Origin of the sequence: Dyadobacter sp. NIV53 (genome assembly GCF_019711195.1) — a bacterium.
Lineage (GTDB): Bacteria > Bacteroidota > Bacteroidia > Cytophagales > Spirosomataceae > Dyadobacter.
Genome location: NZ_CP081299.1, coordinates 3,880,001 through 3,903,561 on the forward strand (window position 1 = coordinate 3,880,001; position 23,561 = coordinate 3,903,561).

Consider the following 23,561-nt stretch of genomic DNA (forward strand, 5'->3'; position numbering starts at 1 on the left):
GGCCTGACACCTGCCCGGTGCTGGAAGGTTAAGAGGGGATGTCATCGCAAGAGAAGCATTGAATCGAAGCCCCAGTAAACGGCGGCCGTAACTATAACGGTCCTAAGGTAGCGAAATTCCTTGTCGGGTAAGTTCCGACCTGCACGAATGGTGTAACGATCTGGGCACTGTCTCGGCCGTGAGCTCGGTGAAATTGTAGTAGCGGTGAAGATGCCGCTTACCCGCCACGGGACGGAAAGACCCCGTGCACCTTTACTATAGCTTTGCATTGTTTTCGGGTCAGGGATGTGTAGGATAGGTGGGAGGCTTTGAAGTTGTGTCGCCAGGCATGATGGAGCCAACGTTGAAATACCACCCTTCGCTGGCCTGGGATCTAATCCGACTAAGTCGGAGACCGTGCATGGTGGGTAGTTTGACTGGGGTGGTCGCCTCCAAAAGTGTAACGGAGGCTTCCAAAGGTCTGCTCAACACGCTTGGTAACCGTGTGTGGAGTGCAATAGTACAAGCAGGCTTGACTGCAAGACCGACGGGTCGAGCAGGTGGGAAACCAGGGTATAGTGATCCGGTGGTTCTGTATGGAAGGGCCATCGCTCAAAGGATAAAAGGTACGCCGGGGATAACAGGCTGATCTCCCCCAAGAGCTCACATCGACGGGGAGGTTTGGCACCTCGATGTCGGCTCGTCACATCCTGGGGCTGGAGAAGGTCCCAAGGGTTCGGCTGTTCGCCGATTAAAGTGGCACGCGAGCTGGGTTCAGAACGTCGTGAGACAGTTCGGTCCCTATCTGTGGTGGGCGCAGGAAGATTGACGGGGGCTGCCCTTAGTACGAGAGGACCGGGGTGGACCCACCGCTGGTGAACCGGTTGTCACGCCAGTGGCATGGCCGGGTAGCTATGTGGGGAATAGATAAGCGCTGAAAGCATCTAAGTGCGAAACTAGCCTGAAGATGAATCTTCCACATAAGGGTCGTTGTAGACTACGACGTTGATAGGCTGCAGGTGTACGTGTGGAAACACATTCAGCCGAGCAGTACTAATTACCCAACAGCTTAACGCATAACATCTTTTTATTCTTGTTCTCTTCTGCTTCCAATATGACATGAAAAGGAAGTTTATGAGCCAAAAGTTTATAAGTTCATGAGTTAAAAATACTCTAAACTTTGAACTACTAAACTCTGAACTCCACTCAAAGATCTTGTTGGTGGCTATTGGCCCGGACGGTGCGACGATTCGCTTCACATCTTCCCAATCCAATGTCACAAATTAAACCAACAGAAAATCTTGTTGGTGGCTATTGGCCCGGACGGTGCGACGATTCGCTTCACATCTTCCCAATCCAATGTCACACATAAACCAACAGAAAATCTTGTTGGTGGCTATTGGCCCGGACGGTGCGACGATTCGCTTCACATCTTCCCAATCCAATGTCACACATAAACCAACAGAAAATCTTGTTGGTGGCTATTGGCCCGGTGTTCACCTCTTCCCATCCCGAACAGAGAAGTTAAGCCCGGAACCGCCGATGATACTTGGGTCAAACCTGGTAAAGTAGGTAGCCGCCACAATACCATTAAACGAAGACCATCTCTAAAGGATGGTCTTTTTTGCGTGCTTAAGGCCGCGCCCCGTGTTGAGCGCAACTCCGGCCCAACAGAGAAGTTAAGCACGGGGTACGTAGCCGGGGGAGCCCAGCTTGTACGCAAGCCTTGTGTAGAAGTGGATAGCTTTTCGTAATAATTGATCCTAATCCATGTATCAACTCAAAGGCCCGTTTTTGCATTTAAACGTGATTTATGAAGAAGTGAGGACTAAGTCCCGACCACTATCGCCCCAGCCCAGGTCAATACTCACCGCCCAAAGGAGCCATCTTTATCAAGAGTGGGATTTGCCTGAAATAGTATTGTAGCGGTTTAATAGCGTTTCTGGCCAAGTCGTTCCGGCACCAAGCGTGCCCGCTGCTTTACCAAGTCGAGCCGCGCAGGTTTAACCGGGGACGCTTAGTCCGGGCTTACACTTGATCCTAAAAAATAACAATCAAACCATCTAAATTATTTACTTCGAAAATATCAACACTTTTGCCGATTATCATATTATGTCCTGAGGTTTTTCCAGCTCAGTTCAGATAGATTCTATCCACCGAATTTTCTTTCATCTCGTTATTCCTGATTAGTTCTGAAACACTAATAATGCAAAAAGACCACTCTTTGAAGGAGTGATCTTTAATTTACTTCGTAAAATAATTTCCTAAAATGATAATTCAATATTGTGATTTTAACAACATCACATCTGAACTTTGCTAAGAATAGTCAACTTATGCTTAGACAATTGCTGCAGTAGCAGAATTCATGAATTCAATTACTGTTTTCGTGATTCCGACGGCATCAAATCCGCACTCACGATAGAGTTCAGATGGTTCTCCATGCTCGACAATACCATCTGGTATACCAAGTCTTTTAAGACGTGAAGAATAACCATGATCTACCATAAATTCCATAACCGCACTTCCAAATCCTCCCTGTAAGCAACCATCTTCCAGTGTTATTACACGGTCAAAGTTCATGAATATTTCATGTAAAATATTTTCATCGAGTGGTTTTACAAATCGCATGTCATAAAGTGCCACGTCAATACCTTGTTTTTTCAGCTGTTCACATGCCAGATTAGCTAAATTGCCAATTGGCCCAAGTGAAAGTATTGCAATATCTGATCCATTCCGGACTTTTCGGCCTGTACCGATTTTAATTTCTTCAAAAGGTGTCTTCCACTGCGGCATAACACCTGTTCCACGCGGGTATCTTATAGTAAATGCTCTAGTTCCTTTTTGAAAGGAGTCCAACTGAGCAGTGTACATCATATTTCTTAGTTCCTGTTCATTCATTGGTGAAGCCACAACCATGTTAGGAATACAACGCATAAATGCGATATCATACACTCCATGGTGTGTTGGCCCGTCTGCACCCACAAGACCCGCTCTGTCGAGACAAAAGATAACAGGTAATTCTTGTATACATACGTCATGTATTACCTGATCGTATGCTCTTTGCATAAAGGTTGAATATATGTTGCAGTAAACGATCTTGCCTCTGGTAGCCATCCCCGCTGAAAATGTTACCGCATGCTGTTCTGCAATACCTACGTCAAATGCACGCTCTGGCATATCCTCCATCATGATATTCATAGAAGAGCCGGAAGGCATAGCTGGCGTTACACCTACTATTGCTTCATTTGCCTGCGCAAGTTGTAATAATGTATGCCCAAAAACATCCTGAAACTTTGGTGCCTGAGGTACACTATAAATCTTCTTTTGAATTTCTCCGGTAACTTTATCAAAAATCCCGGGGGAATGCCATTTTGTTTGATCCTTTTCTGCTAGGCTGTATCCTTTTCCTTTTGTTGTAAGACAGTGAAGTATTTTAGGTCCCGGAATACTTTTCAGATCTTGTAATACTTCGGTTAAATGGCTAATATCGTTACCATCAATAGGACCAAAATAACGTAAGCCAAGAGATTCAAAAAGATTACTTTGGCGAAGAATAGCAGTTTTCATTACTGCTTCCACTTTCGAAACAATTTCCTGTGCACTTTTGCCGAAATTGCTCATTTTACCAAGCATATTCCAGACCTCGTCCCTAAACTTGTTATATGTTTGTGAAGTGGTAATGTCTGTAAGATATTCTTTAAGCGCACCAACATTAGGATCAATCGCCATGCAATTATCATTCAATATGATAAGCAAATTTGAATCCGTTGCACCTGCATGGTTTAGTCCTTCAAACGCTAAGCCGGCTGTCAATGCGCCATCACCTATAATTGCGATATGCTGACGCTGATAATTGTTTTCAAGAGCGGATGCAACTGCCATTCCTAATGCTGATGAAATAGAAGTAGAGGAATGCCCTACCCCAAATGCATCATAGATACTTTCCTTACGTTTTGGAAAGCCGGAAAGCCCCCCATAAGTACGATTTGTGTGAAAATTATCTCGTCTTCCTGTTAATATTTTATGACCGTAAGCCTGATGGCCTACATCCCATATAAGCTGATCATCCGGCGTATTAAATACATAATGAAGAGCAACAGTTAATTCAACCACACCGAGATTCGCACCGAAATGACCTCCATAAACAGAAACATTATCAATGATATATTGACGCAATTCGTTGCATACCTGTGGAAGCTGTGTACGATCCAGCTTTCGCAAATCAGCAGGAGAATCGATTTTGGCAAGTAATTTTCCAGGTGTTATAAGCATATTGAAGGCAATTGAAAGACTGATTTGAGAATCAATTCTAACTCAAAACGTGCATAAAATTAATCAAATAGGTAATCAATCTGATTTTTATTTTTGCTGACTGGCTTTGAATAGTTTTTGCTTCTCTTCTTTAGTAAGACTTTCGTAGCCTGATTTTGAAATTTTATCCAAAATAGAATCTATTTCTGTCTGATTTGGCATTTCTATTGTAGATGGTGAAGCGGATGAGGAATAAACACTTGTGCTGCGATAAACCTGTTTTTCACGGTAAGTAACCTGCATAGAAGGGCGTTTACGGAACATTTTTGACCAGACATTCATTACTGAATATAACGGCTTTCCAAGATCAGTTCCGTTTTGTAATAATTTAATGAATATGTAGCCCATTACAGCACCTCCCAAATGGGCCAGATTTCCACCTGCATTAGGTCCTATTGTTTGGGCAAGAGATAGGATTATATAAAATAATGCAATAAACTTAATTCTGATTGGCCCTAAAAAAATAATATTGAATGTATAATTTGGTAAAAGTGTAGATGCACCTACTGCTATAGAAAAAGCCGCAGCTGACGCTCCTAACATAGGTGGCCCATTTAAATTAGGCTGAAAGTAAGGCAGAAGATTATAGATTACCATAAAAAATACGCCTCCGGTTATCCCTCCTAACAAGTATAGTGCTACTACTCTTTTAGCACCAAGATATTCGTCTACCAGTTTTCCAAACCAGTATAAAAAAAGCATATTAAAAAGTATATGGAATATATCTTCGTGTGTAAAGAAATAGGTGATCAACGTCCACGGTTTCCGGATAAATTCACCGGTAGATGCTGATAAGCCAAGCATATCAATAATCCAGTTATAAATACCGGCTGATTGAGACAGTGTCAGAATGATTTTAGTAATTAACAATACAAGAAAAACTGCGGTGTTAATTAAAATTATTTTTATAAGTGAATTTTCTGACTTAGCAAACTCCCTCTTTATGTCATCAACAATATTGCTCATTTTTCAATAGAAATTTTGTTTTTGTGCCCCCCAGTAACGCAACAATATATAAGCAAATAGCATTCCTCCAATGTGGGCAAAATGCGCAACATTGTCAGACTGAGCATTTTTTATACCTGAATATAATTCAAATAACCCATACAATGCAACAAAATATTTTGCTTTAATTGGAAAAGGTACAAAAAGTAGAAATAATTCAGTATTAGGAAATAAGAAACCAAACGCCATTAAAATACCAAAAATTGCTCCGGAGGCTCCGACCATAGGAATATTTATTTCTGACTGGTATCTGCCGTTAACAAAGTTGATACTTTCCTTGATATAAGAAGCGTTGTTGGGACTGCCTTCAAAGTCGTTCAGAAAGCCAATATTCGCTTCTTTTAGATTTTGAGCATGATGTGTAAAAAAGTTCAATAACGCGTCCGGTGAAGGATTTTGTATGTAAATTTCTACAGCATTTTTTAATTGAGAAGTCTCGAAATAGCCTATTGCAGAGAAAAGCAAACCAGCACCAATTCCTGTAAAAAAATAAAAAACAAAAATTTCTTTGGCCCCCACATGCGTTCCAATAAAGGCCCGAACATGAATAAACCAAACATATTACCAAAGATATGTCCCCAGTCATTTAAGCTATGAAAGAACATGTAAGACACAAACTGGTATGGCATAAATTCACTTGATAAGACAGGTCTTAAAGCGAAAAGGTAGCTGAGTGTTCCATTGAGAACATACTTATCAGCAATAAAAAAAAGGATGTTAAGAATAATTAAATTTTTAACAGTAGGGGTAATAGATAACATTTTCCGATAATTTCAATGTTTGAAATAAATAACTGCCGCACAGCCGTTTTCGTTTCGTTACGGTCTGAAAATGCTGCTGAGTTTGTCCATCGTAAGTAATATAATAATTGCTTCTCCGCCAGGTGTTCGGTTAGGATCTGTTGAGGAAAAAAGCTGATTTATAAGCGTATGGATCTCAACCAGGGAAAGCTTAACTGCATAGCGTATGGAAAAACGACGTGCCAGTGAACGCGACAAACTTTCGGGTTTATTCAATTTCAGATCCGAATAACTTTGTTTTAATTGTTCTATCAGTTCCTCAAAAAGATCCTGTTCACTTTCTTCAGGTAAATCTGCAGGTATGCCGCGAATGATTAATTCATTTGATCCAAATTCATCAAATTCAAAACCAAGGCTCCTGATTTCATTTTTTGTTTCGTGTACCAGCTGCATATCAGAATGTGTCAGCCGTATTGTTTTAGGGAATAAAAGCTGCTGACAGGCGCCGTTTCTATTCGTAAGCATTTTGCGGTAGCGTTCGTAAAGGATGCGCTCATAAGCAGCTTTCTGGTCGATCAGCATAATTCCATCCTTTACCTGAGACAAAATATACCGGTTATGAAGCTGGAAAATTACGGCATCGCTTTCCGGAGCTGCAATGACTTCCGAAGCCATTCGGTTGACTTTACTTGCCACCGTCATAGCCTGTTCCTGATACTGTGGATTAGCGATAGGTGTGTTCATTTCAAAAGCAGCAAGTTCCCTGCTCCGGTCTTCTGTACTTTGTAAGCCCTCAAAAAGTTTATTCCAGTTGGTAAGATTAGAACGAGACTGTCCGGTTTCTGATTTTTTTGATTGAGCTGCCCAATCCGGCATTACAGTTCTCGGAACTATATTGTGGTTCTGATCAATGGAAGGCGGACTTAAAAAATTGATATTATCATCAAAATCTATCGACTGGGAAAGATTATAAACACCCACTGCCTTTTTGACAGCCGACATAATGATTGCATATACCGACCGCTCATCGTCAAACTTTATTTCTGTTTTGGTCGGATGGATATTAATGTCAATATGTGACGGATCAATTTCTATGAATAATACATAAAATGGATGACTTCCTTCAGGTAATGTTCCATCAAAAGCGCTAATTACAGCATGATGCATATAACTGTGCTTAATAAAACGTTCATTAACAAAAAAGAACTGCTCCCCACGGGTTTTACGCGCAAATTCGGGCTTTCCAATGTACCCGCGGACGCTGATGTATGAGGTATCTTCCTGGCAAAAAGCCAGCTGTTCCCGATAACTCTTTCCATATATATCTACAATCCTTTTGACAAGTTTGCCAGGCTGTAAATTAAAAACTTCGGTATCGTTATGATGTAATGTAAGGCCAACTTCCGGATGTGCCAATGCAATACGCTGAAACTCATCCAGCACATGGCGCATTTCTACGGCGTTGGATTTTAGGAAATTACGTCTTGCCGGAACATTGAAAAATAAATTTTTGACTGACAAACTCGTACCGGTAATGCAGGCAACTGCTTCCTGTGCCTTTATTTCAGAAGCTTCAATTTTGATTAATGTTCCTAATTCATCGGTTGATGTTCTTGTACGCAGTTCTACCTGAGATACAGCTGCGATAGATGCCAATGCCTCACCACGAAAGCCCAGGGTACGTATTTGAAATAAATCTTCGGACTGGCGTATTTTAGATGTAGCATGTCTTTCAAAGCACATTCTTGCATCAGTTTCCGACATGCCGGCGCCATCATCAATGATCTGAATTAATGTTCTGCCTGCCTCACGCAAAATAACCTGAATCTGATTTGCCTTCGCATCAATGGCATTTTCTAGTAGCTCCTTTACCACAGACGCAGGTCGCTGAACGACTTCTCCGGCTGCGATCTGGTTGGCAATAGAATCTGGTAATAATTGAATGATGTCAGAAGACGCCATATTAATAATGAATGTTAGCTTATGTATAACAAATTAACAAAATTTTTTTAGAGCATAGGATTTTTGATAGGTAGTGCGGAAGGCTTGAAAGCTTTTATGTTTAAACGCAGCAAAAAATCATATAAAATATTGAAATTTTATAGATATGTAAAATTGTTTTTAAGAAATTATTTGTTAATATTACGCTTATTAATTTAAGCGCTGAGATTACTGAAAGAAGATTTCTGTTAAGATATATCCAATCTTATGAAAGCACCAATTATTAAAAAATTCAACTTAACGATGGCCTTGCAATGGCTTATCTTTTTGCCTGTTATCCTGCCTCTATGCATTGTTTTCGGGGCATTTCAGGGCATCGCTGCTATGGTTGAAAAAATGGCGCAACGAATGTGGATAGACCTCGAACTTTAATTGGTAGTTATTATCATTTTAAATAAAATATCAGAGATGTATATAATTTAGTTTTGTTAACTTATCTGTTACGAAACTATTAAGATACTATACAAAAATTAATTATGGTTTAAAACAAAGAAAGCGGTGATTTTCACCGCTTTCTTTGTTTTAAACATCGTTTCTAGAATTTCCACCTTACAAAAGCTTCCATTGCTTCATACTGTGCAAGTCCGAGCCTATCGTACAAATGCGCAGTTGCTCTGTTACGTTCCTCGGCTCTCTGCCAGAATTCTCTTGAATCTTCTCCCTGAAATACAACTCCGTCTTTTTGTGACTGATGTTTAAAAATACCCTGACGTTTTTTCAAAACCTGATCCGGGCTCATAGGAACTGCCATCTCAATTTCGTAAATATCCCATTCAGCCCAGGCACCGCGATACAGCCATACCCAGCAGTCTTTCATGAAATTTTTATGTTTCGAACGTTCTAATGCCGCCTCAATGGCATCCCAGCATACTTTATGGGTACCATGCGGATCTGCGAAATCACCCGCGGCATAAATTTGATGCGGTTTAATTTCTTCAATCAGGTTTTCAATAATGCGTATGTCTTCTTCTCCGATTGGTTTCTTTTGTACTGTCCCGGTTTCGTAAAAAGGCATATTCAGGAAATGAGCCTGGCTTGTAGGAATTCCTACGAAACGGCAAGTTGATTTTGCTTCTCCCTGTCTCAAAAGCCCTTTAACCTGACGTATTTCGGGTGTATCAATTTCGCTGTCCTTGGTATGTTTTAAAAAGTTTTTGGCATCAAGAAACAGTTTGTTTGTCACCTCGCTTTGTGTTCCGAATGCATTATTGAAATCCACTACGAAATCAATAAAGCGTAAAGCTTCATCATCAGCAACAGCAATATTTCCCGAAGTCTGATAAGCAACATGTACTTCATGCCCCTGATCTACAAGTCTTTGGAACGTACCACCCATTGAAATAATATCATCGTCAGGATGAGGGCTGAAAAGCAATACACGTTTTTTTGCAGGCTGAGCACGTTCCGGACGGTTGGTATCATCCGCATTGGGTTTTCCACCCGGCCACCCGGTTATGGTATGTTGTAATTGATTAAATACATTAATGTTGATTTCATAACCAGCACCATATTGTGCCAGCAAATCACTCATACCATTATCGTTATAATCTTTATCTGTTAATTTTAAAATTGGCTTGCCCAAGCTCTTTGATAAATGGGCCACAGCCTTCTTGATCATTTTATTGTCCCAGACTACCGAATCTACTGACCATGGAGTTTTAACCCGTGTTAACTCAGATGCTGCACTTTCATCCAAAACAAACGATACATCCGGATGTGCCTGAAGATAAGATGCAGGATTTCTTTCTGTTACCGGCCCTTCTACTGCTGCCTGAATTACCGAAGCTTTTCTTTCACCCCATGCAAGCAATACAATACGTCTGGCGCTCAGGATCGGCGCAACACCTAACGTAATCGCCTTACGCGGTACCTTATGCAGTCCGCCAAACTCCATTGAAGCAGCTGCACGGGTAGAATGATCTAATGTGATCAGCCTGGTACGAGCATTGATCAAAGAACCTGGTTCATTAAAACCAATATGCCCGTTTCCACCGATTCCCAGCAATTGAAAATCAAGTCCGCCAACCGCATTAATTCTGTTTTCGTAAGAAATGCAATACTCACGCAGCAATGCAGCAGGCACTGTACCATCCGGAACAAAATAATTTTCCTGGGGAATATCCACATGATCAAACAACTGCTCTTTCATGAAACGGTGATAACTATAGATAGAATCCGGTTCCATCTGATAATATTCATCCAGATTGAATGAAATGACATTTTTAAAACTAAGGCCTTCTTCTTTGTGCATTTTTACTAACAATGCATATACAGTTTTAGGAGAAGATCCTGTTGCAAGTCCTAAAATACACTGCTTTCCTTCTTTTTGCTTTTGTCTGATCAAATCAGCAATTTCCTGTGCCACTGCGTTAGAAGCTTCTTTGGAATCTGCAAAAATCCGGGTAGGTATTTTTTCGTAAGTAATAGGCTGGCCGATTGTTCCATTAATAGCATTGTCGGCTACCTGAAGTAAAATCGTCTCTGGATTTACAGTTTGAAGACTCATGTTTTCGTAATTTTTTATTTCGGAGTTTAAGAATAGAACAATACTATATGTTCAAATAAAACATTCATTTGTAACATATCAATTTAATGTTTTAATGAACTCAGGACAATTCCGCATAGCAGGTTCAATATAGTGATTACCACATCATATTTTAAATCTATCGCAAAAATACGACTCAAAGTGAATATTATTAAAAAAATTTAAAAATAACTTATAATTCAATGATACGTTAAAACGATCTGATAGGACTAATTCTGAGGAAAAGATTTACAAATTCAAATTTCTAGTTTAGGATAAAGTGTCCTGTAATTTTTCATTCCAAAAGAAATGCTCGTATTTTTGTACCCTAATCTACAAAATAACACATCATTTTTCCGTTACCAACCATGTCTACACTCACAAGCGTTGTACGTGATACAGCAATTTTTGATCTTATAAACAAAGAAAAATTTCGCCAGGAATCAGGTATTGAGCTGATTGCTTCTGAAAACTTTACTTCTAAACAGGTAATGGAAGCCTCCGGAAGTGTGCTTACCAATAAGTATGCAGAAGGACTGCCAGGAAAAAGATATTATGGTGGCTGCGAAGTTGTAGATGAAATAGAACAAATTGCTATTGATCGTCTTAAAGAATTATTTGGTGCAACCTGGGCTAATGTTCAGCCACATTCGGGAGCACAGGCAAATACAGCAGTGTTTTTAGCTTGCTTGAATCCGGGAGATAAAATCATGGGATTCAACCTTGCTCATGGAGGACACCTTACCCACGGATCTCCAGTTAACATTTCCGGAAAATATTTCAAACCCGTTTTTTATGGTGTTGAAGCAGAAACAGGGTTAATCGACTGGGATAAAGTTGAAGAAACTGCTGTTAGGGAAAAACCGAAATTATTAATCTGCGGAGCTTCTGCATATAGCCGTGACTGGGATTACGAAAGGCTTCGAGCTATTGCTGATCAGGTTGGTGCTTTGCTGATGGCTGATATTGCTCATCCGGCTGGCCTGATTGCAAAAGGTTTATTAAAAGATCCGTTCGATCATTGCCATATAGTTACGACTACAACGCATAAAACATTACGCGGACCTCGTGGAGGCGTCATTATGATGCGCAATGATTTCGAAAATCCATTTGGAATTACAACACCAAAAGGCCAGATCCGTATGATGTCTTCTCTATTGGATTCGGGTGTTTTTCCGGGAACTCAGGGTGGTCCATTGGAACATATTATTGCTGCTAAAGCAATTGCTTTTGGTGAAGCATTGAGTGAAGGTTATTACAATTATGCCACACAGGTTGCAAAAAATGCTCAGGCTATGGCAAAAGCCTTTACTGAAAAAGGATACAAAATTATATCAGGTGGTACGGATAACCACTTAATGTTGATTGATTTACGTACTAAAAATGGTATTGATTCAGGCCTGACCGGTAAACTGGCAGAAAACACATTGATCAAAGCTGATATTACTATTAATAAAAATATGGTACCGTTTGATGATAAATCTCCAATGGTAACGTCGGGGATCAGGGTAGGAACTGCTGCCATGACTTCAAGAGGATTGGTAGAATCTGATATGGCACGCATCGTAGATTTGATGGATACTGTATTGGTAAACCATGACCAGGATGCTAAGATAGCTGCCATAAAAGGCGAGGTTAATAACTGGATGAAAGAATATCCTTTATATAGCTAATTATTAGACAACTATCGTAAATAAAGACTGCATGGAAACGTTATTAAGTTACTGTGCAGTCTTTTGTTTTTTGATTGAAAAAAGTCGAAGAATAGATATAGTTGTAAGAAAAATCCTTCTAAAAAAAGGTTGTCTGAGGGTTGAATAAACTGGCAACATGCGAAGCCTGCATAACTAATGGTAAAGAATTGTGTGCTAACATGTTTTGACTTAATAAAGTTTTCATAACTTTGCACTCCAAAATTGAATTTTAATTGATATGAGCAAGAAAAACACGGCTGAGTCCGGTTTTGAAATTATTGAAACACCGGAGGCTTTGGCTGGCCAAATCAATAAGGCAGAGGTTTTTTTCCTCAAGAATCGTAAAGTAGTATTAGGCATTGGTGGCGCAATACTTCTTGCAATTGCTGCTTTTGCAGGATATCGCTTTTATATAGATAGCCAGGAAGGAACGGCGCAGAATGCTCTTTCAAGCGTTGTATACGACTTTGAAGCAGATTCTTTGCAGAAAGCATTGAATGGCAGTGGAGGAAACGAAGGTCTTTTGTCAATTGCAGATAGTTATAAAGGAACTGATGCCAGTAATCTTGCCAACTTTTATGCAGGCGTTGCTTTGTTAAAACAAGGCAAATACGACGATGCTATAAGTCATCTTAAATCTTTCAGTTCATCTGATTTATTGGTTCATGCAAGAGCACAATCGCTGATTGGAGATGCTTATCTTGAAAAAAATGAAGCTGGAGAAGCAATTTCTTATTACAAGAAAGCAGCTGATTACGAAAAAAATGAATATTTCACACCTGTTTATCTGATGAAACTTGCTCTTGCAGAAGAAAAGGCAAATCAGGCAGGCGATGCTGTTGCAACATATAAACGTGTTATTGAAGAATTTCCGCTTTCGTCGGAAGTGGTGAATGCCAAGAAATATATGGGATTACTTGAAGGACAGGTCGGCAAATAATGGTTAACCATTTCTGTTCTTTAAAAGGATAAAGCCGACAACGGTTTTATCCTTTTTTTATTCAAAAAATATAATAAATCTTCTCTTTGATATGTCAAGTGCTGATAAAAATTTAAGTGTGTTTATTACCGACGGTCTTCCGGATATTAGTAAGAAAAAATTTGCAATCCTGGTTGCTGAATGGAATAGTGAAGTAACTGAAAAGCTTTTTGATGGAGCATATCAGACATTATTACAATATGGTGCATCGGCAGAAAATATAGAAAGGGGAAATGTCCCGGGAAGTTTTGAATTGACTCTTGGAGCACATTGGTTTGCTCAGCGTTATGATATTGATGCAGTGATTGCTTTGGGAGTAGTCATTCAGGGAGAAACAAAACACAACGATTATATTAATCATGCAGTGGCTCAGGGAATTACCAATGTGAGTATACAACATAGCAAACCTGTCATTTTTGGTGTACTTACGCCTAATACCATGGAACAGGCATTGGATCGTGCAGGCGGAGTTCATGGTAACAAAGGAGATGAAGCCGCAATGACTGCCATCAAAATGATTGGTTTGAAAGAGACAATTAACACCGATCAAATTTCATCTTAATCAGGATTATACATTCACTTATTCTAAAATTCAATCATTCATTATTTATGCAAGTCTGGAAATTTGGTGGCACTTCAGTAGGAAAGCCCGAGCGTATGCATTCTATCCGCGAACTTCTTGGTACTGATTCCAGCCGTAAAATAGTTGTTTTATCAGCTTTATCCGGTTCTACAAATGCGTTGATTTCTATTGGCGAATCTGCAAAATCTTATGAAGAGGAGCAGGCTATCTCCAAAATTGAAGACCTGAAAACGCATTATGAATTGTTCATCAAAGAACTGTATGCTACTGAATCAGGACTGCTAAAAGGCCAGGAAATTGTAAACAGTGAATTCGGTTTTATCAGGTCTCTGGTAGGTATCAAACCATTCACAATCAAGCAGGAAAAAGAGCTTGTTGCAGAAGGAGAAATACTAAGCACTAAAATGTTTCAGGCCTATCTGGAAGAAAAAGGAGATAGTTCTGTATTGCTGCCTGCGCTGGACTTTATGCGAATTGATGCGGATGGTGAGCCTGAAATGGCAGTCATTGAAGAAAAACTGGTTACAATTCTTAATCAGCATACCGATAAACAAACGATCGTTACGCAAGGATTTATTTGCCGGAATCCGCGTGAAGAGGTTGACAACCTAAAACGTGGCGGTTCTGATTATACGGCTTCTTTAATAGGCGGTGCTATACGTGCAGATGAAATTCAAATCTGGACGGATATTGATGGTATGCATAATAATGATCCAAGAATTGTAAAACGTACTTTTCCGATCAGAGAACTGACATTTGAAGAAGCGGCAGAACTTGCTTATTTCGGAGCCAAGATTTTACATCCAAGTACAATCACACCTGCAAAATTACGTGCTGTGCCGGTACGTCTGAAAAATACAATGCAGCCGGATGCACCAGGTACGCTGATCGCAAACCAAACTTCTGACCGTGAAATAAAAGCGATTGCTGCAAAGGATAATATCACAGCAATTTATATCCATTCAACCCGTATGCTGAATGCCTACGGCTTCCTTCGTAGGGTGTTTGAAATTTTTGAAAAATACAAAACACCGGTTGATATGATCACAACGTCTGAAGTATCCGTATCGGTTACGATTGACAATTCAGATCACCTGGAAGAAATTACAGCAGAGCTTAGGGAATTTGCTGATTTGGAGGAACATGACCGTGATCAGAATATCATTTGTATTGTAGGAAATTTCAGTGCTGATAAGGAAGGAATAGCTTTAAAAGTACTGGAAGCTATGAAAAATATACCCATACGAATGATTTCGTATGGTGCATCGGAACACAATTTATCGCTGCTTATTCATTCAAGATATAAATCTGAGGCATTAAACGTACTGAACGAGCGCCTGTTTTATTATGAGGATGCAATGAAGGATATTTTTACGGCGCCGTGATACTTTCTTCTTTTTAAATTAACAACAATTCTAAATTTAGTTACCAGTAATCATACTGGTGCCTTATGGCTTATGTTACAACCAATATTTATCCGCGATAATAAGGATCTCACCATTGCAGGTTTGAATAAAAAGCATTTCAAAAATGCTGAGCAAGCTGTGGACCGTATTGTTGAACTCGATCAAATCAGGCGTGATACACAGCAGGAACTGGATAATGTTTTGGCGGAATCCAATGCGAAAGCCAGAGAAATAGGTGCTTTGATGAAATCCGGCCAGAAAGAGATGGCGGAGGCCTCTAAAGCTGATACAGTATTATTGAAAGAGCGTTCCAAAGCATTGGAAGAGAAGCATAAGGAGATTGAAACTACGCTTCTTGATGAACTTGTGAAGTTGCCAAACCTGCCGCACGAAAGTGTGCCGGAAGGCAGAACAGCGGAAGATAATGTCAACATATTAGAAGAGGGAGCTAAACCTGTACTGCCGGCCGGCGCTTTACCACATTGGGAACTGATAAGAAAATTAGGTAAAAATCTGGCTCCGATCATAGATTTTGAATTAGGAAATAAAATTTCAGGAGCAGGATTTCCGGTTTATAAAGGAAAAGCGGCCCGCCTTCAGCGCGCTATGATTGCGTTCTTTCTGGATGAAGCCGGCAAAGCAGGTTATATTGAAATTCAGCCACCAATCGTAGTCAATGCTGATTCTGGCTTTGCTACCGGACAGTTACCGGATAAAGAAGGTCAGATGTATCATGATGCTGCTGACGATTTGTATCTGATACCTACTGCCGAAGTACCGGTCACTAATCTGTACCGTGATGTAATTGTTGCCGAAACTGATTTGCCCGTAAAGAATGTGGCATATACACCTTGTTTTCGCCGGGAAGCGGGAAGCTGGGGAGCACACGTACGCGGATTGAACCGCCTGCATCAGTTTGATAAAATCGAAATTGTACAGATTAATAAACCAGAGGAATCTTACAAAGCGCTGGAAGAGATGGTAAACCATGTGAAGGGATTGTTGGAAAAACTGGAATTGCCATACCGCATTTTACGCTTGTGTGGCGGCGATATGGGTTTTACGTCAGCACTCACGTATGATTTTGAAGTTTGGTCGGCAGGACAAGAGCGCTGGCTGGAATGCAGTTCTGTATCTAACTTCGAAAACTACCAGGCAAACCGTCTTAAACTCCGCTACAAAACAGCAGAAAAAAAGACACAGTTGCTGCATACGCTCAATGGCTCTGCTTTGGCATTGCCACGCATTGTTGCAGCTTTATTGGAAAACAATCAGCAGGAAGACGGAACTGTTCGTATTCCGGCTGTTTTGGTGCCTTATTGTGGATTTGATACTATTGAGTAAAATAATTTTGGAAAAATATTTGATCAGGCCTTCATGCAAATGGAGGCTTTTTTCATGTATAAGCAATTTTCAATAACTCGGGCACACCCGCTTTTTCCATAATAAGTTTGCCTACTTTTTCTAATGCAATGCCGGACTCCAAACGAAAAGTATTCTGAAAATCATTACCTGTAATATTTGTTTTGAAACACCGAAAACAAACAGAATCCGATTGCTCATAACTTTCCAGTAATTCCATCAAATGGGTTGATACAATAAAGAGGGAGTCTTTATAATTGGAAAACCCGTTTAATACAGTTTTTGAACAGTATAGTGCGTCTTCCTGATTAGTTCCTCTGAATATTTCATCAATTATTACAAAACATTTTTCACCATTATGAAGTGCTTCTGCTATTGTTTTTATCCTCATTACTTCATTATAAAAGTGGCTGTAACCAAGTATAAGATCATCAGACAGATGTATAGAAGTAAACAATCTATCTGTAAACGAAAGCCGGAGACTTCGCGCAGGAACCGGCCATCCCAAATGAGCCAGATAAAGAACAATACCGGACGATTTTAAAAAAGTCGTTTTGCCGCTTGTATTGGCGCCGGTAAGGATACATATACCAGGGTTGCCATTCAGGAAAAAACTATTTTTTACTGAGTGTGGAATTAAGGGATGCCATAGATGTGTAGCATCGAAACAAGTCTCATCTGAAACGAATTCAGGGAAAGAAAGTCCGTGCTCATTGGAAGTTTTGACAATTGCCATGAAGGCATCCAGTTTATAATAAATATCCAGTATCCTTCTGAATTCCTTTTTATGCTGTTTTCGGAAATAATAATCAAGATAGAATACAGACCGTTTGGAAAGTGCTTTATCGCTGGTTTTAAGAAAAGATTTTAGGGCAAAAGCATTTAGAAAAGATGTTACAAAATTGAAATCATTTTTTATTTCTTCAGTTATTTCATGCTCTTCCAGCCTGGAAATCATTTCCTGTAATCCTATCAAAACCCTGATCGTTGCTGCCAGTCCGCTTTGTATATGATAAAACTCGGTTGGATGACGCCAAGAAAAAATAAGTGTTTCAAACCAATGCTGGATTGCATCCTGTGACATGGTATGTGCAATATTACTTGCATAATAATTTTCTGCTGCGGCTACATAAGCACGTGAAACATTTATTTGCCACGAACCAATATTTTGGGAAATTGCTTTTAACAATCCCTGGACTGACTGTATTTCAGCAATGTCTTGCCTGGTATTTTTAATCATACTTTTCAGCATATCCCGGCCACCGAGCGATTTTGTTTTATCAAAAAAATTGAGGACAGACCTTTCTTTGTACTGGTCAGATATGATTTGAAGTTCGCGTAAGGTATGGTCATCAACAGGCTGCATATTGAAGGTTTTGGATATCTTCAAAAGTAGTTACAGCCAGGAAAGTGATTCTGTTAAAGTAAGTTAAATAAGAATCCGAATACGTTAAACGGCTTTTTTAGGAAAAGCCAGCCAGATAAAATACCCTGTAAGAATTACTATACTAACCTGCATCAAATAATCAATCAGCAGTTCGGATGAAGCAGTAAGATCGGCGGGAGTCATATAACAAGGCATGCCAAGCCGCCACCAATAGGAAGGATGAACGACGCATAATATGTTGAAAATCAGAAGTAGTGTCACCTGCGTACGACTGTTCCAATTGATAATATAAAATACGAGCGGAATCAGAAACAGAAAAATGTAATTGCTATAGGCACTTTGCTGTACGATCATCAGTGTCGCATACAAAACCACCCAAACGTGGGAAAGCATAATCCTGAAATCAGCATTACGAAGGCGCCAGGCAGCCAGGCAAGCTAGTCCGAGAGATGTAACAAGTCCTATCCAGTTCCAGAATTTTTCGCCAACTCCAATCTGATTTAAAAACCAGGGATTGAGAATGGATGGAATATTCGGAGCACGCAGGGTTTGTGCTTCATCCATTGGTTGTGTGAACTCCCATCCAACCAGCGGATAAAGAATAGCCAGTGATAATATTCCAATGATAATCATAGGTACCAGAAGCCTGATCTTTTGCTTTTCCAGTGTAAAAAGCGGCAACAGGATCAGAATGAAAATAGCTTTGGTCGTCAATAAACCAAGTGCCAGAATAATTGCATACCATGCTACTCTGACTGTGCGCTCACGTACCAGATAAGCTAATACCACAAATAGCCACATCCAGACATCTTCCTGAGCGCCTACAATACAAAGAATTAATGAGCCAGGTAAAACGAAATAAACCAGTGCTCTGAAAAGTAAGGTACCACGTGATTTGAACGGACGGAAGAAATGCCATGAAACCAATACAGCAACACCATCCATTACTGCCATGGTTAGCACAATCATTTTCGGATCATACCAGATTTTTAACCAAATACCTAAAAAATAGGCATATAAGGGAGAATATGGCGACCAGAAATCACGATAAACAATTTGTCCTTGTGAAGCTTTGCTTGCTTCATCCCAAAACCCGTTTACATCCGAAGTGGTAGCAAGGCCAGCTATCAGATAAATGGCAATAAATGGCAATAACCGAAACAAAACCCAGCCTACAGCCAATGTCCTTTTTGCAGGTTTAGTCTCCAGCCATGATGTGATCGGTCCTCTTTTATAAAGCATGATGGCCAGTAATATCAGCGAGGCAAGGCTAATGCCGGTTTTTGCTAAAACTACACTCATGCTAATGCAATGGTTTGATTAATAACCACTTTGCGATATGTTTCACGCAAAATCCAGAAAAAACACAATACATTTAAAACCTGAAGGCAGTACTCAAACAAGTAGGATGTGTTGCTAAACATTCCCAGGGAAGTATAAGCAGGCTGTTTGATATATACCCATATAAAAGGCTGCACGACGGTCAGCCAATTGAGTGCAATAAGTACCGCCACGTGTTTTGCTTTACGGATATCAATAATTTCAAAAAGAACGGCCATCAGATAGGCAATTACATAAGCACCCATTGCACTGGCCTGGAAGATCATCATACATACGAAACATGCTATAAATATGCCTGGTAAAATTTCATTAATATGTCTGTGGCGCGCTTTGTAAGCCATATATGCGGGAACGAAAACTGTGAACAACAGGCCGATCCAGTTAATGAGAGTAGATTTTTTTTCATTAATATGAAAAATCATTTCAACCCACGGACGGCTTATTGAAAATAAATTAGGTGTCATAAGCTGTTCTGTATGCTGTATGGGCATTAAAAAAAGATCACCGATCTGCCAATAAAGAAATCCTACGGCCGGAATGCCTATTAAAGCCATGGTAAGCAGCATTTTGATGGGCTTTTTTACTACAACCAACAGTGCTGGTAAAAGAAAGATAAAGGTTACCTTAATAGTTAGTAAAGTGAGTGCATAAAGCAATCCAACACCGATCTCGTAATTTTCATTTTTCTTAATCGTATATCTCCATATTAGTAAAGCTGCTCCCCAGAACCAGACTTCCTCCTGTCCGTCGACAAGAATATACATGAAAGCTGCCGGAAGCATCAGATATATAACTGCCAGCTGAAGTGCTTTTGTACTTTTTGCTTTATAAGTCTGGTACGTGAGCCATAAAATTCCGGTTTCTATCAATACCATAAACAAAACAATGGCACGGGAATTGTGCCAGATCCACACCGGTAAACTAATGATATATGCAAATAATGGAGCATGATAGGACCAGAAATCCCGGTAAACGAATCCACCTTTTTTCGCTGCTTCGGCTTTGTAAAAAAAGAATGGAATATCTCCCCTGGGATCTTCATTAATGATTAGAAAAATGCCTATCCAGGGAATCAGGCGCAATAGTATGAATGCAAGGGAAAAAATCAGTTTATCCTTTTCAATCTGCCATTTGGAAAAAAGACCTGATTGGCTGATCGTCCAGAGTATTCCCAATGTCAGTCCCAGATTTATAACCAGCTTTAAATAAAAAATAGTAAGAACGGGCATGTGAAATTTGTAATACTAATAAAGTGTGTTGATTTTGAATCAAATATCTCCTAATGAATTAAGCCGCAAACTTAAGACTTCTTTTTTTCTAAATACGTAGAGTGTCCAAGTTTTAACGAATTGAAAATTGGTATGCTTGCATAACATTATTTTAACAGTTATTTTTGAAAACTCTCATTTTATAAATAAACCAGGCCTATGTCACATACTTCACAGTTAACCGGGATGGATTTTAATTTAAGTGAAGAACATAGGGCAGTTCAGGAAGCAGCCAGGGATTTTGCCCAAAATGATCTCTTGCCTGGCGTGATTGAAAGGGATAACGAACAAAAATTTGATGCTAATCTGCTCCGTAAAATGGGAGAGATGGGTTTTATGGGTATGATGGTGTCTCCGGATTATGGCGGAGGCGGCATGGATACATTGGCATACGCTATTGCCATTGAGGAAATCTCTAAAATTGATGCATCAGCAGGTGTCATCATGTCTGTAAATAATTCTCTGGTATGCTGGGGTTTGCAGGAATATGGAAGTGATGAGCAAAAACAAAAATATCTGACCAGATTAGCATCCGGAGAAATCATTGGCGCATTTTGTCTTTCGGAGCCGGAAGCAGGCTCAGATGCTACTTCACAACACACTTCGGCCATTGAAAAGGAAGACCATTATTTATTGAACGGAACCAAAAACTGGATCACCAACGGTAATACTTCATCTGTTTGCCTTGTTATTGCTCAGACACATCCTGAAAAAAAACACAAAGGAATTAATACTTTTATAGTTGAAAAAGGAGTTGAAGGCTTTGCTGTTGGCAGAAAAGAAGACAAAATGGGAATCCGTGCATCTGATACGCACACTCTTATGTTTTCCGACGTGAAGGTGCTTAAAGAGGACAGGATAGGGGAAGATGGATCGGGTTTCAAGTTTGCCATGAGCACTTTGAACGGCGGCCGTATTGGAATTGCTGCACAGGCTTTGGGAATTGCAGCCGGAGCTTTTGAGCTTGCTCTGAAATATTCCAAAGAGAGAAAAACATTTGGTAAACCGATCAGCGAACACCAGGCAATCCAGTTTAAATTGTCAGACATGGCCACCCGCATAGAAGCTGCAAGAATGCTGGTTTATAAAGCTGCAAGATTAAAAGATGAGGGAAAAGATTACATAAAAGCCGCCGCTATGGCCAAGCTTTTTGCATCTGATATAGCCATGTGGGTTACAACCGAAGCAGTTCAAATACATGGAGGTTACGGATATGTAAAAGAATATCATGTTGAAAGGCATATGAGGGATGCAAAAATCACCCAGATTTATGAAGGTACCTCTGAAATCCAAAAACTCGTAATTGCCAGGGAACTGCTAAAATGATCCTATTTTGGTCATCACGTCTATTTTATTCTTAATGTTGGACTAATTTCATACCAAAATATCACTTTTTTTCACTTTTTTGTTAAAATATACTTGTATTAGTTTTGTACAATTTATTAGATTTGTACAAAATTAGATTGAAAGGCTTTTTAGGCCGCTAAATATATACAAGATGGAAGATTATAATAAGATTATTGAGTCGTTGGGGGTGAAATTTGTAAAAGCCCGTCACATAAGGATTTTACAACCTATTACAATCAAAAACTTTTACGACGTACAAAATTCTTTAACAATTTTGTACGATGGAGAAGTTTCCTTTGGATCAGATGAATCGCATAAAGTGGAAGAGGGCGATATGCTTTTTATTCCCGGCGGTAAACATGCGACAGTTACCTATGGTAATACGCAAAGTTCCAAAACTGTATCGAACGAAGAATTTTTGACCAACCGTGATAATTATATCGAGGCGGGCCATGATCCGGCTTTAATCGGTAAACTTCCGAATTCATTTGGTCTGATTTCTTTTGAAGCAAAAGTTTTCGATACGGTTAACTTTTTTACTTCTCTGGATGTACCTCCTTTTCTGATTAAAAGAGATGACCAGATTGCTGCGACTATCAATCAGATCCTTTCTGAGGATATGCTTGATACGCCAGGAAAAGGTCGCATCATTAAAATAAAAACGGAAGAAGTTGTAATTGAGATCATTCGCTATATCCTTAAAAACAAGCTGTTTGTTGAGCAATTGGTAACAAACAGTACTTACTTTAAAGATCCGCGTCTGATTGACATTTTTGCCTATATCAAAGACAATCTAGGTGGCGATCTTTCTAACAAAGTATTGGCCAATGTTGCCAATGTTTCTGAAGATTACGTCGGCCAATATTTTAAGATGCTGACTGGTATCAATCCTCAGGATTATATTGAATATCAGCGTATGGAAAAAGCGGTAGATCTGCTTCGTACATCTAAGAAAAGTATCCGTGCAATTGGTTCTGATGTTGGTTACAAAGACACTGCCTATTTCTGCCGCCGTTTCAAAATGATGTTCGGTATTCCAGCCGGGAAAATGCGTCGTCGTGAGTCTTTGATGAATGTTTAGAATAGAATAATTTCTAAGAAATAGAAAAAGGGAGAAGCCGGTTCTGGTTTCTCCCTTTTTCATGACTTTATAGTAATTATCTGACGGGCGTAAACTGAACCGCAGAAACTTTCCAGTTTCCTCCTGATTTTACACAAACAACCATATAAGTGAGATCATTTTGGAAACTATTGTTCTGGAAGCTGCCCTCGCGCGCTCCAAGTTCCTGTAATTACACCTACATCACCATAGTTTCGTGCCCGGCTTCCGGACAACATTCCTGAATCGATCCGTAAATAGCCTCGTGTTACCGATTGAAGAATAAAGTTTCGGTCAACTTCTTGTCCCTGAAAACCTGAAATAGAGAAATCGTTCGACAATAAACTTTCAAGTATAGCGTGGTCTTCTTCCAGAAGGGCTTTAAAAAATATATTTGAACAGTCCATTGCATCTGCAGGCTGGGTATAGCTGGGTTGGGAATAGGATGCAATAGCAGGTAAAAAAAGCAATAACAAGTAAACTAAATTTTTCATCGCTGTTAATTATATGATTAGATTCGCTACTGATTAACGAT

Annotated in this window: 18 protein-coding genes and 2 rRNA genes (1 of these 20 cut by a window edge); 10 read left to right on the forward strand and 10 right to left on the reverse strand. The window is 39.7% G+C overall.

The features are described from left to right. Nucleotides 1–1,057: ribosomal RNA gene (locus KZC02_RS15770) — 23S ribosomal RNA — on the forward strand; it begins 1,765 nt to the left of the window's first position. A gap of 395 nt (nt 1,058–1,452) precedes the next feature. Continuing rightward, nucleotides 1,453–1,564: ribosomal RNA gene (gene rrf, locus KZC02_RS15775) — 5S ribosomal RNA — on the forward strand. 752 nt (nt 1,565–2,316) lie between these two features. On the opposite strand, the gene dxs is transcribed toward rrf, so the two are convergent. The 5 genes from dxs to mutL all read right to left on the reverse strand — a co-directional run bounded on the left by dxs (nt 2,317) and on the right by mutL (nt 7,997). Then, the gene (gene dxs, locus KZC02_RS15780; protein WP_221389594.1) at nt 2,317–4,251 is read right to left on the reverse strand and encodes a 1-deoxy-D-xylulose-5-phosphate synthase; all 1,935 of its coding nucleotides are present in this window, start codon (nt 4,249–4,251) and stop codon (nt 2,317–2,319) included. Nucleotides 4,252–4,338: 87 nt separating this feature from the next. Beyond that, the gene (locus KZC02_RS15785) at nt 4,339–5,256 is read right to left on the reverse strand and encodes a rhomboid family intramembrane serine protease (RefSeq protein WP_221389595.1); all 918 of its coding nucleotides are present in this window, start codon (nt 5,254–5,256) and stop codon (nt 4,339–4,341) included. Nucleotides 5,257–5,259: 3 nt separating this feature from the next. Beyond that, entirely contained in the window at nt 5,260–5,814 is a 555-nt protein-coding gene (locus tag KZC02_RS15790; protein WP_310590312.1) for a rhomboid family intramembrane serine protease, read from the reverse strand. After that, nucleotides 5,742–6,056 carry a rhomboid family intramembrane serine protease gene (locus KZC02_RS32955; protein ID WP_310590313.1) on the reverse strand — a complete coding sequence of 105 codons (315 nt, stop codon included), beginning with the start codon at nt 6,054–6,056 and terminating at the stop codon, nt 5,742–5,744. The genes KZC02_RS15790 and KZC02_RS32955 overlap by 73 nt, the downstream gene beginning before the upstream one ends. A 57-nt stretch (nt 6,057–6,113) precedes the next feature. After that, entirely contained in the window at nt 6,114–7,997 is a 1,884-nt protein-coding gene (gene mutL, locus KZC02_RS15795) for a DNA mismatch repair endonuclease MutL (RefSeq protein ID WP_221389596.1), read from the reverse strand. A gap of 246 nt (nt 7,998–8,243) precedes the next feature. On the opposite strand from mutL, the gene KZC02_RS15800 reads away from it, so the two are divergent. Further along, nucleotides 8,244–8,408, forward strand: a complete 165-nt coding sequence (locus KZC02_RS15800; protein ID WP_221389597.1) for a hypothetical protein — start codon at nt 8,244–8,246, stop codon at nt 8,406–8,408. A 163-nt stretch (nt 8,409–8,571) separates the two neighbouring features. Here the strand turns inward: KZC02_RS15800 and nagB are convergent, their stop codons facing one another. Beyond that, nucleotides 8,572–10,542, reverse strand: a complete 1,971-nt coding sequence (gene nagB, locus KZC02_RS15805; protein WP_229253618.1) for a glucosamine-6-phosphate deaminase — start codon at nt 10,540–10,542, stop codon at nt 8,572–8,574. 386 nt (nt 10,543–10,928) lie between these two features. Here nagB and glyA point away from each other — a divergent pair, with 386 nt between their 5' ends. From glyA to serS, 5 genes are all read left to right on the forward strand, one after another. Then, nucleotides 10,929–12,233, forward strand: coding sequence for a serine hydroxymethyltransferase (gene glyA, locus KZC02_RS15810; RefSeq protein WP_221389598.1), 1,305 nt, complete (start codon nt 10,929–10,931; stop codon nt 12,231–12,233). A 259-nt stretch (nt 12,234–12,492) separates the two neighbouring features. After that, nucleotides 12,493–13,194 carry a tol-pal system YbgF family protein gene (locus tag KZC02_RS15815; protein ID WP_221389599.1) on the forward strand — a complete coding sequence of 234 codons (702 nt, stop codon included), beginning with the start codon at nt 12,493–12,495 and terminating at the stop codon, nt 13,192–13,194. A gap of 91 nt (nt 13,195–13,285) precedes the next feature. Beyond that, nucleotides 13,286–13,795, forward strand: coding sequence for a 6,7-dimethyl-8-ribityllumazine synthase (ribH, locus tag KZC02_RS15820; RefSeq protein ID WP_221389600.1), 510 nt, complete (start codon nt 13,286–13,288; stop codon nt 13,793–13,795). A gap of 47 nt (nt 13,796–13,842) precedes the next feature. Continuing rightward, complete coding sequence (locus KZC02_RS15825) at nt 13,843–15,201, forward strand: aspartate kinase (protein ID WP_221389601.1); 1,359 nt, start codon at nt 13,843–13,845, stop codon at nt 15,199–15,201. A gap of 72 nt (nt 15,202–15,273) precedes the next feature. After that, complete coding sequence (serS, locus tag KZC02_RS15830; protein ID WP_221389602.1) at nt 15,274–16,566, forward strand: serine--tRNA ligase; 1,293 nt, start codon at nt 15,274–15,276, stop codon at nt 16,564–16,566. Nucleotides 16,567–16,618: 52 nt separating this feature from the next. Here serS and KZC02_RS15835 read toward each other — a convergent pair whose 3' ends face one another. The 3 genes from KZC02_RS15835 to KZC02_RS15845 all read right to left on the reverse strand — a co-directional run bounded on the left by KZC02_RS15835 (nt 16,619) and on the right by KZC02_RS15845 (nt 20,541). Further along, entirely contained in the window at nt 16,619–17,950 is a 1,332-nt protein-coding gene (locus tag KZC02_RS15835; RefSeq protein ID WP_221389603.1) for a MutS-related protein, read from the reverse strand. An 84-nt stretch (nt 17,951–18,034) separates the two neighbouring features. After that, nucleotides 18,035–19,273 carry a hypothetical protein gene (locus KZC02_RS15840; RefSeq protein ID WP_221389604.1) on the reverse strand — a complete coding sequence of 413 codons (1,239 nt, stop codon included), beginning with the start codon at nt 19,271–19,273 and terminating at the stop codon, nt 18,035–18,037. After that, entirely contained in the window at nt 19,270–20,541 is a 1,272-nt protein-coding gene (locus tag KZC02_RS15845; protein ID WP_221389605.1) for a hypothetical protein, read from the reverse strand. Before KZC02_RS15845 ends, KZC02_RS15840 begins: the two co-directional genes overlap by 4 nt. A 225-nt stretch (nt 20,542–20,766) precedes the next feature. Here KZC02_RS15845 and KZC02_RS15850 point away from each other — a divergent pair, with 225 nt between their 5' ends. Together KZC02_RS15850 and KZC02_RS15855 are read left to right on the forward strand one after the other, a co-directional pair. Continuing rightward, a complete protein-coding gene (locus KZC02_RS15850; protein WP_221395075.1) occupies nt 20,767–21,906 on the forward strand; it encodes an acyl-CoA dehydrogenase in 1,140 nt (379 codons plus the stop codon). Nucleotides 21,907–22,078: 172 nt separating this feature from the next. Then, nucleotides 22,079–23,008, forward strand: coding sequence for an AraC family transcriptional regulator (locus KZC02_RS15855; RefSeq protein ID WP_221389606.1), 930 nt, complete (start codon nt 22,079–22,081; stop codon nt 23,006–23,008). Nucleotides 23,009–23,175: 167 nt separating this feature from the next. On the opposite strand, the gene KZC02_RS15860 is transcribed toward KZC02_RS15855, so the two are convergent. Further along, on the reverse strand, nt 23,176–23,520 hold the full coding sequence (locus KZC02_RS15860) for a nuclear transport factor 2 family protein (RefSeq protein WP_221389607.1): 345 nt from the start codon (nt 23,518–23,520) through the stop codon (nt 23,176–23,178). Nucleotides 23,521–23,561 lie beyond the last annotated feature (41 nt).

What these genes read in the sequence shown, in the direction of transcription:
- KZC02_RS15825 (WP_221389601.1), top strand. Translation starts at nt 13,843, where the DNA reads ATGCAAGTCTGGAAATTTGGTGGCACTTCAGTAGGAAAGCCCGAGCGT.
- glyA (WP_221389598.1), top strand. Translation starts at nt 10,929, where the DNA reads ATGTCTACACTCACAAGCGTTGTACGTGATACAGCAATTTTTGATCTT.
- KZC02_RS15840 (WP_221389604.1), bottom strand. Translation starts at nt 19,273, where the DNA reads ATGAGTGTAGTTTTAGCAAAAACCGGCATTAGCCTTGCCTCGCTGATA.
- KZC02_RS15845 (WP_221389605.1), bottom strand. Translation starts at nt 20,541, where the DNA reads ATGCCCGTTCTTACTATTTTTTATTTAAAGCTGGTTATAAATCTGGGA.
- KZC02_RS15835 (WP_221389603.1), bottom strand. Translation starts at nt 17,950, where the DNA reads ATGCAGCCTGTTGATGACCATACCTTACGCGAACTTCAAATCATATCT.
- mutL (WP_221389596.1), bottom strand. Translation starts at nt 7,997, where the DNA reads ATGGCGTCTTCTGACATCATTCAATTATTACCAGATTCTATTGCCAAC.
- nagB (WP_229253618.1), bottom strand. Translation starts at nt 10,542, where the DNA reads ATGAGTCTTCAAACTGTAAATCCAGAGACGATTTTACTTCAGGTAGCC.
- KZC02_RS15855 (WP_221389606.1), top strand. Translation starts at nt 22,079, where the DNA reads ATGGAAGATTATAATAAGATTATTGAGTCGTTGGGGGTGAAATTTGTA.
- dxs (WP_221389594.1), bottom strand. Translation starts at nt 4,251, where the DNA reads ATGCTTATAACACCTGGAAAATTACTTGCCAAAATCGATTCTCCTGCT.
- KZC02_RS15860 (WP_221389607.1), bottom strand. Translation starts at nt 23,520, where the DNA reads ATGAAAAATTTAGTTTACTTGTTATTGCTTTTTTTACCTGCTATTGCA.
- KZC02_RS15785 (WP_221389595.1), bottom strand. Translation starts at nt 5,256, where the DNA reads ATGAGCAATATTGTTGATGACATAAAGAGGGAGTTTGCTAAGTCAGAA.
- ribH (WP_221389600.1), top strand. Translation starts at nt 13,286, where the DNA reads ATGTCAAGTGCTGATAAAAATTTAAGTGTGTTTATTACCGACGGTCTT.
- KZC02_RS15815 (WP_221389599.1), top strand. Translation starts at nt 12,493, where the DNA reads ATGAGCAAGAAAAACACGGCTGAGTCCGGTTTTGAAATTATTGAAACA.
- serS (WP_221389602.1), top strand. Translation starts at nt 15,274, where the DNA reads ATGTTACAACCAATATTTATCCGCGATAATAAGGATCTCACCATTGCA.
- KZC02_RS15800 (WP_221389597.1), top strand. Translation starts at nt 8,244, where the DNA reads ATGAAAGCACCAATTATTAAAAAATTCAACTTAACGATGGCCTTGCAA.
- KZC02_RS15850 (WP_221395075.1), top strand. Translation starts at nt 20,767, where the DNA reads ATGGATTTTAATTTAAGTGAAGAACATAGGGCAGTTCAGGAAGCAGCC.
- KZC02_RS32955 (WP_310590313.1), bottom strand. Translation starts at nt 6,056, where the DNA reads ATGTTATCTATTACCCCTACTGTTAAAAATTTAATTATTCTTAACATC.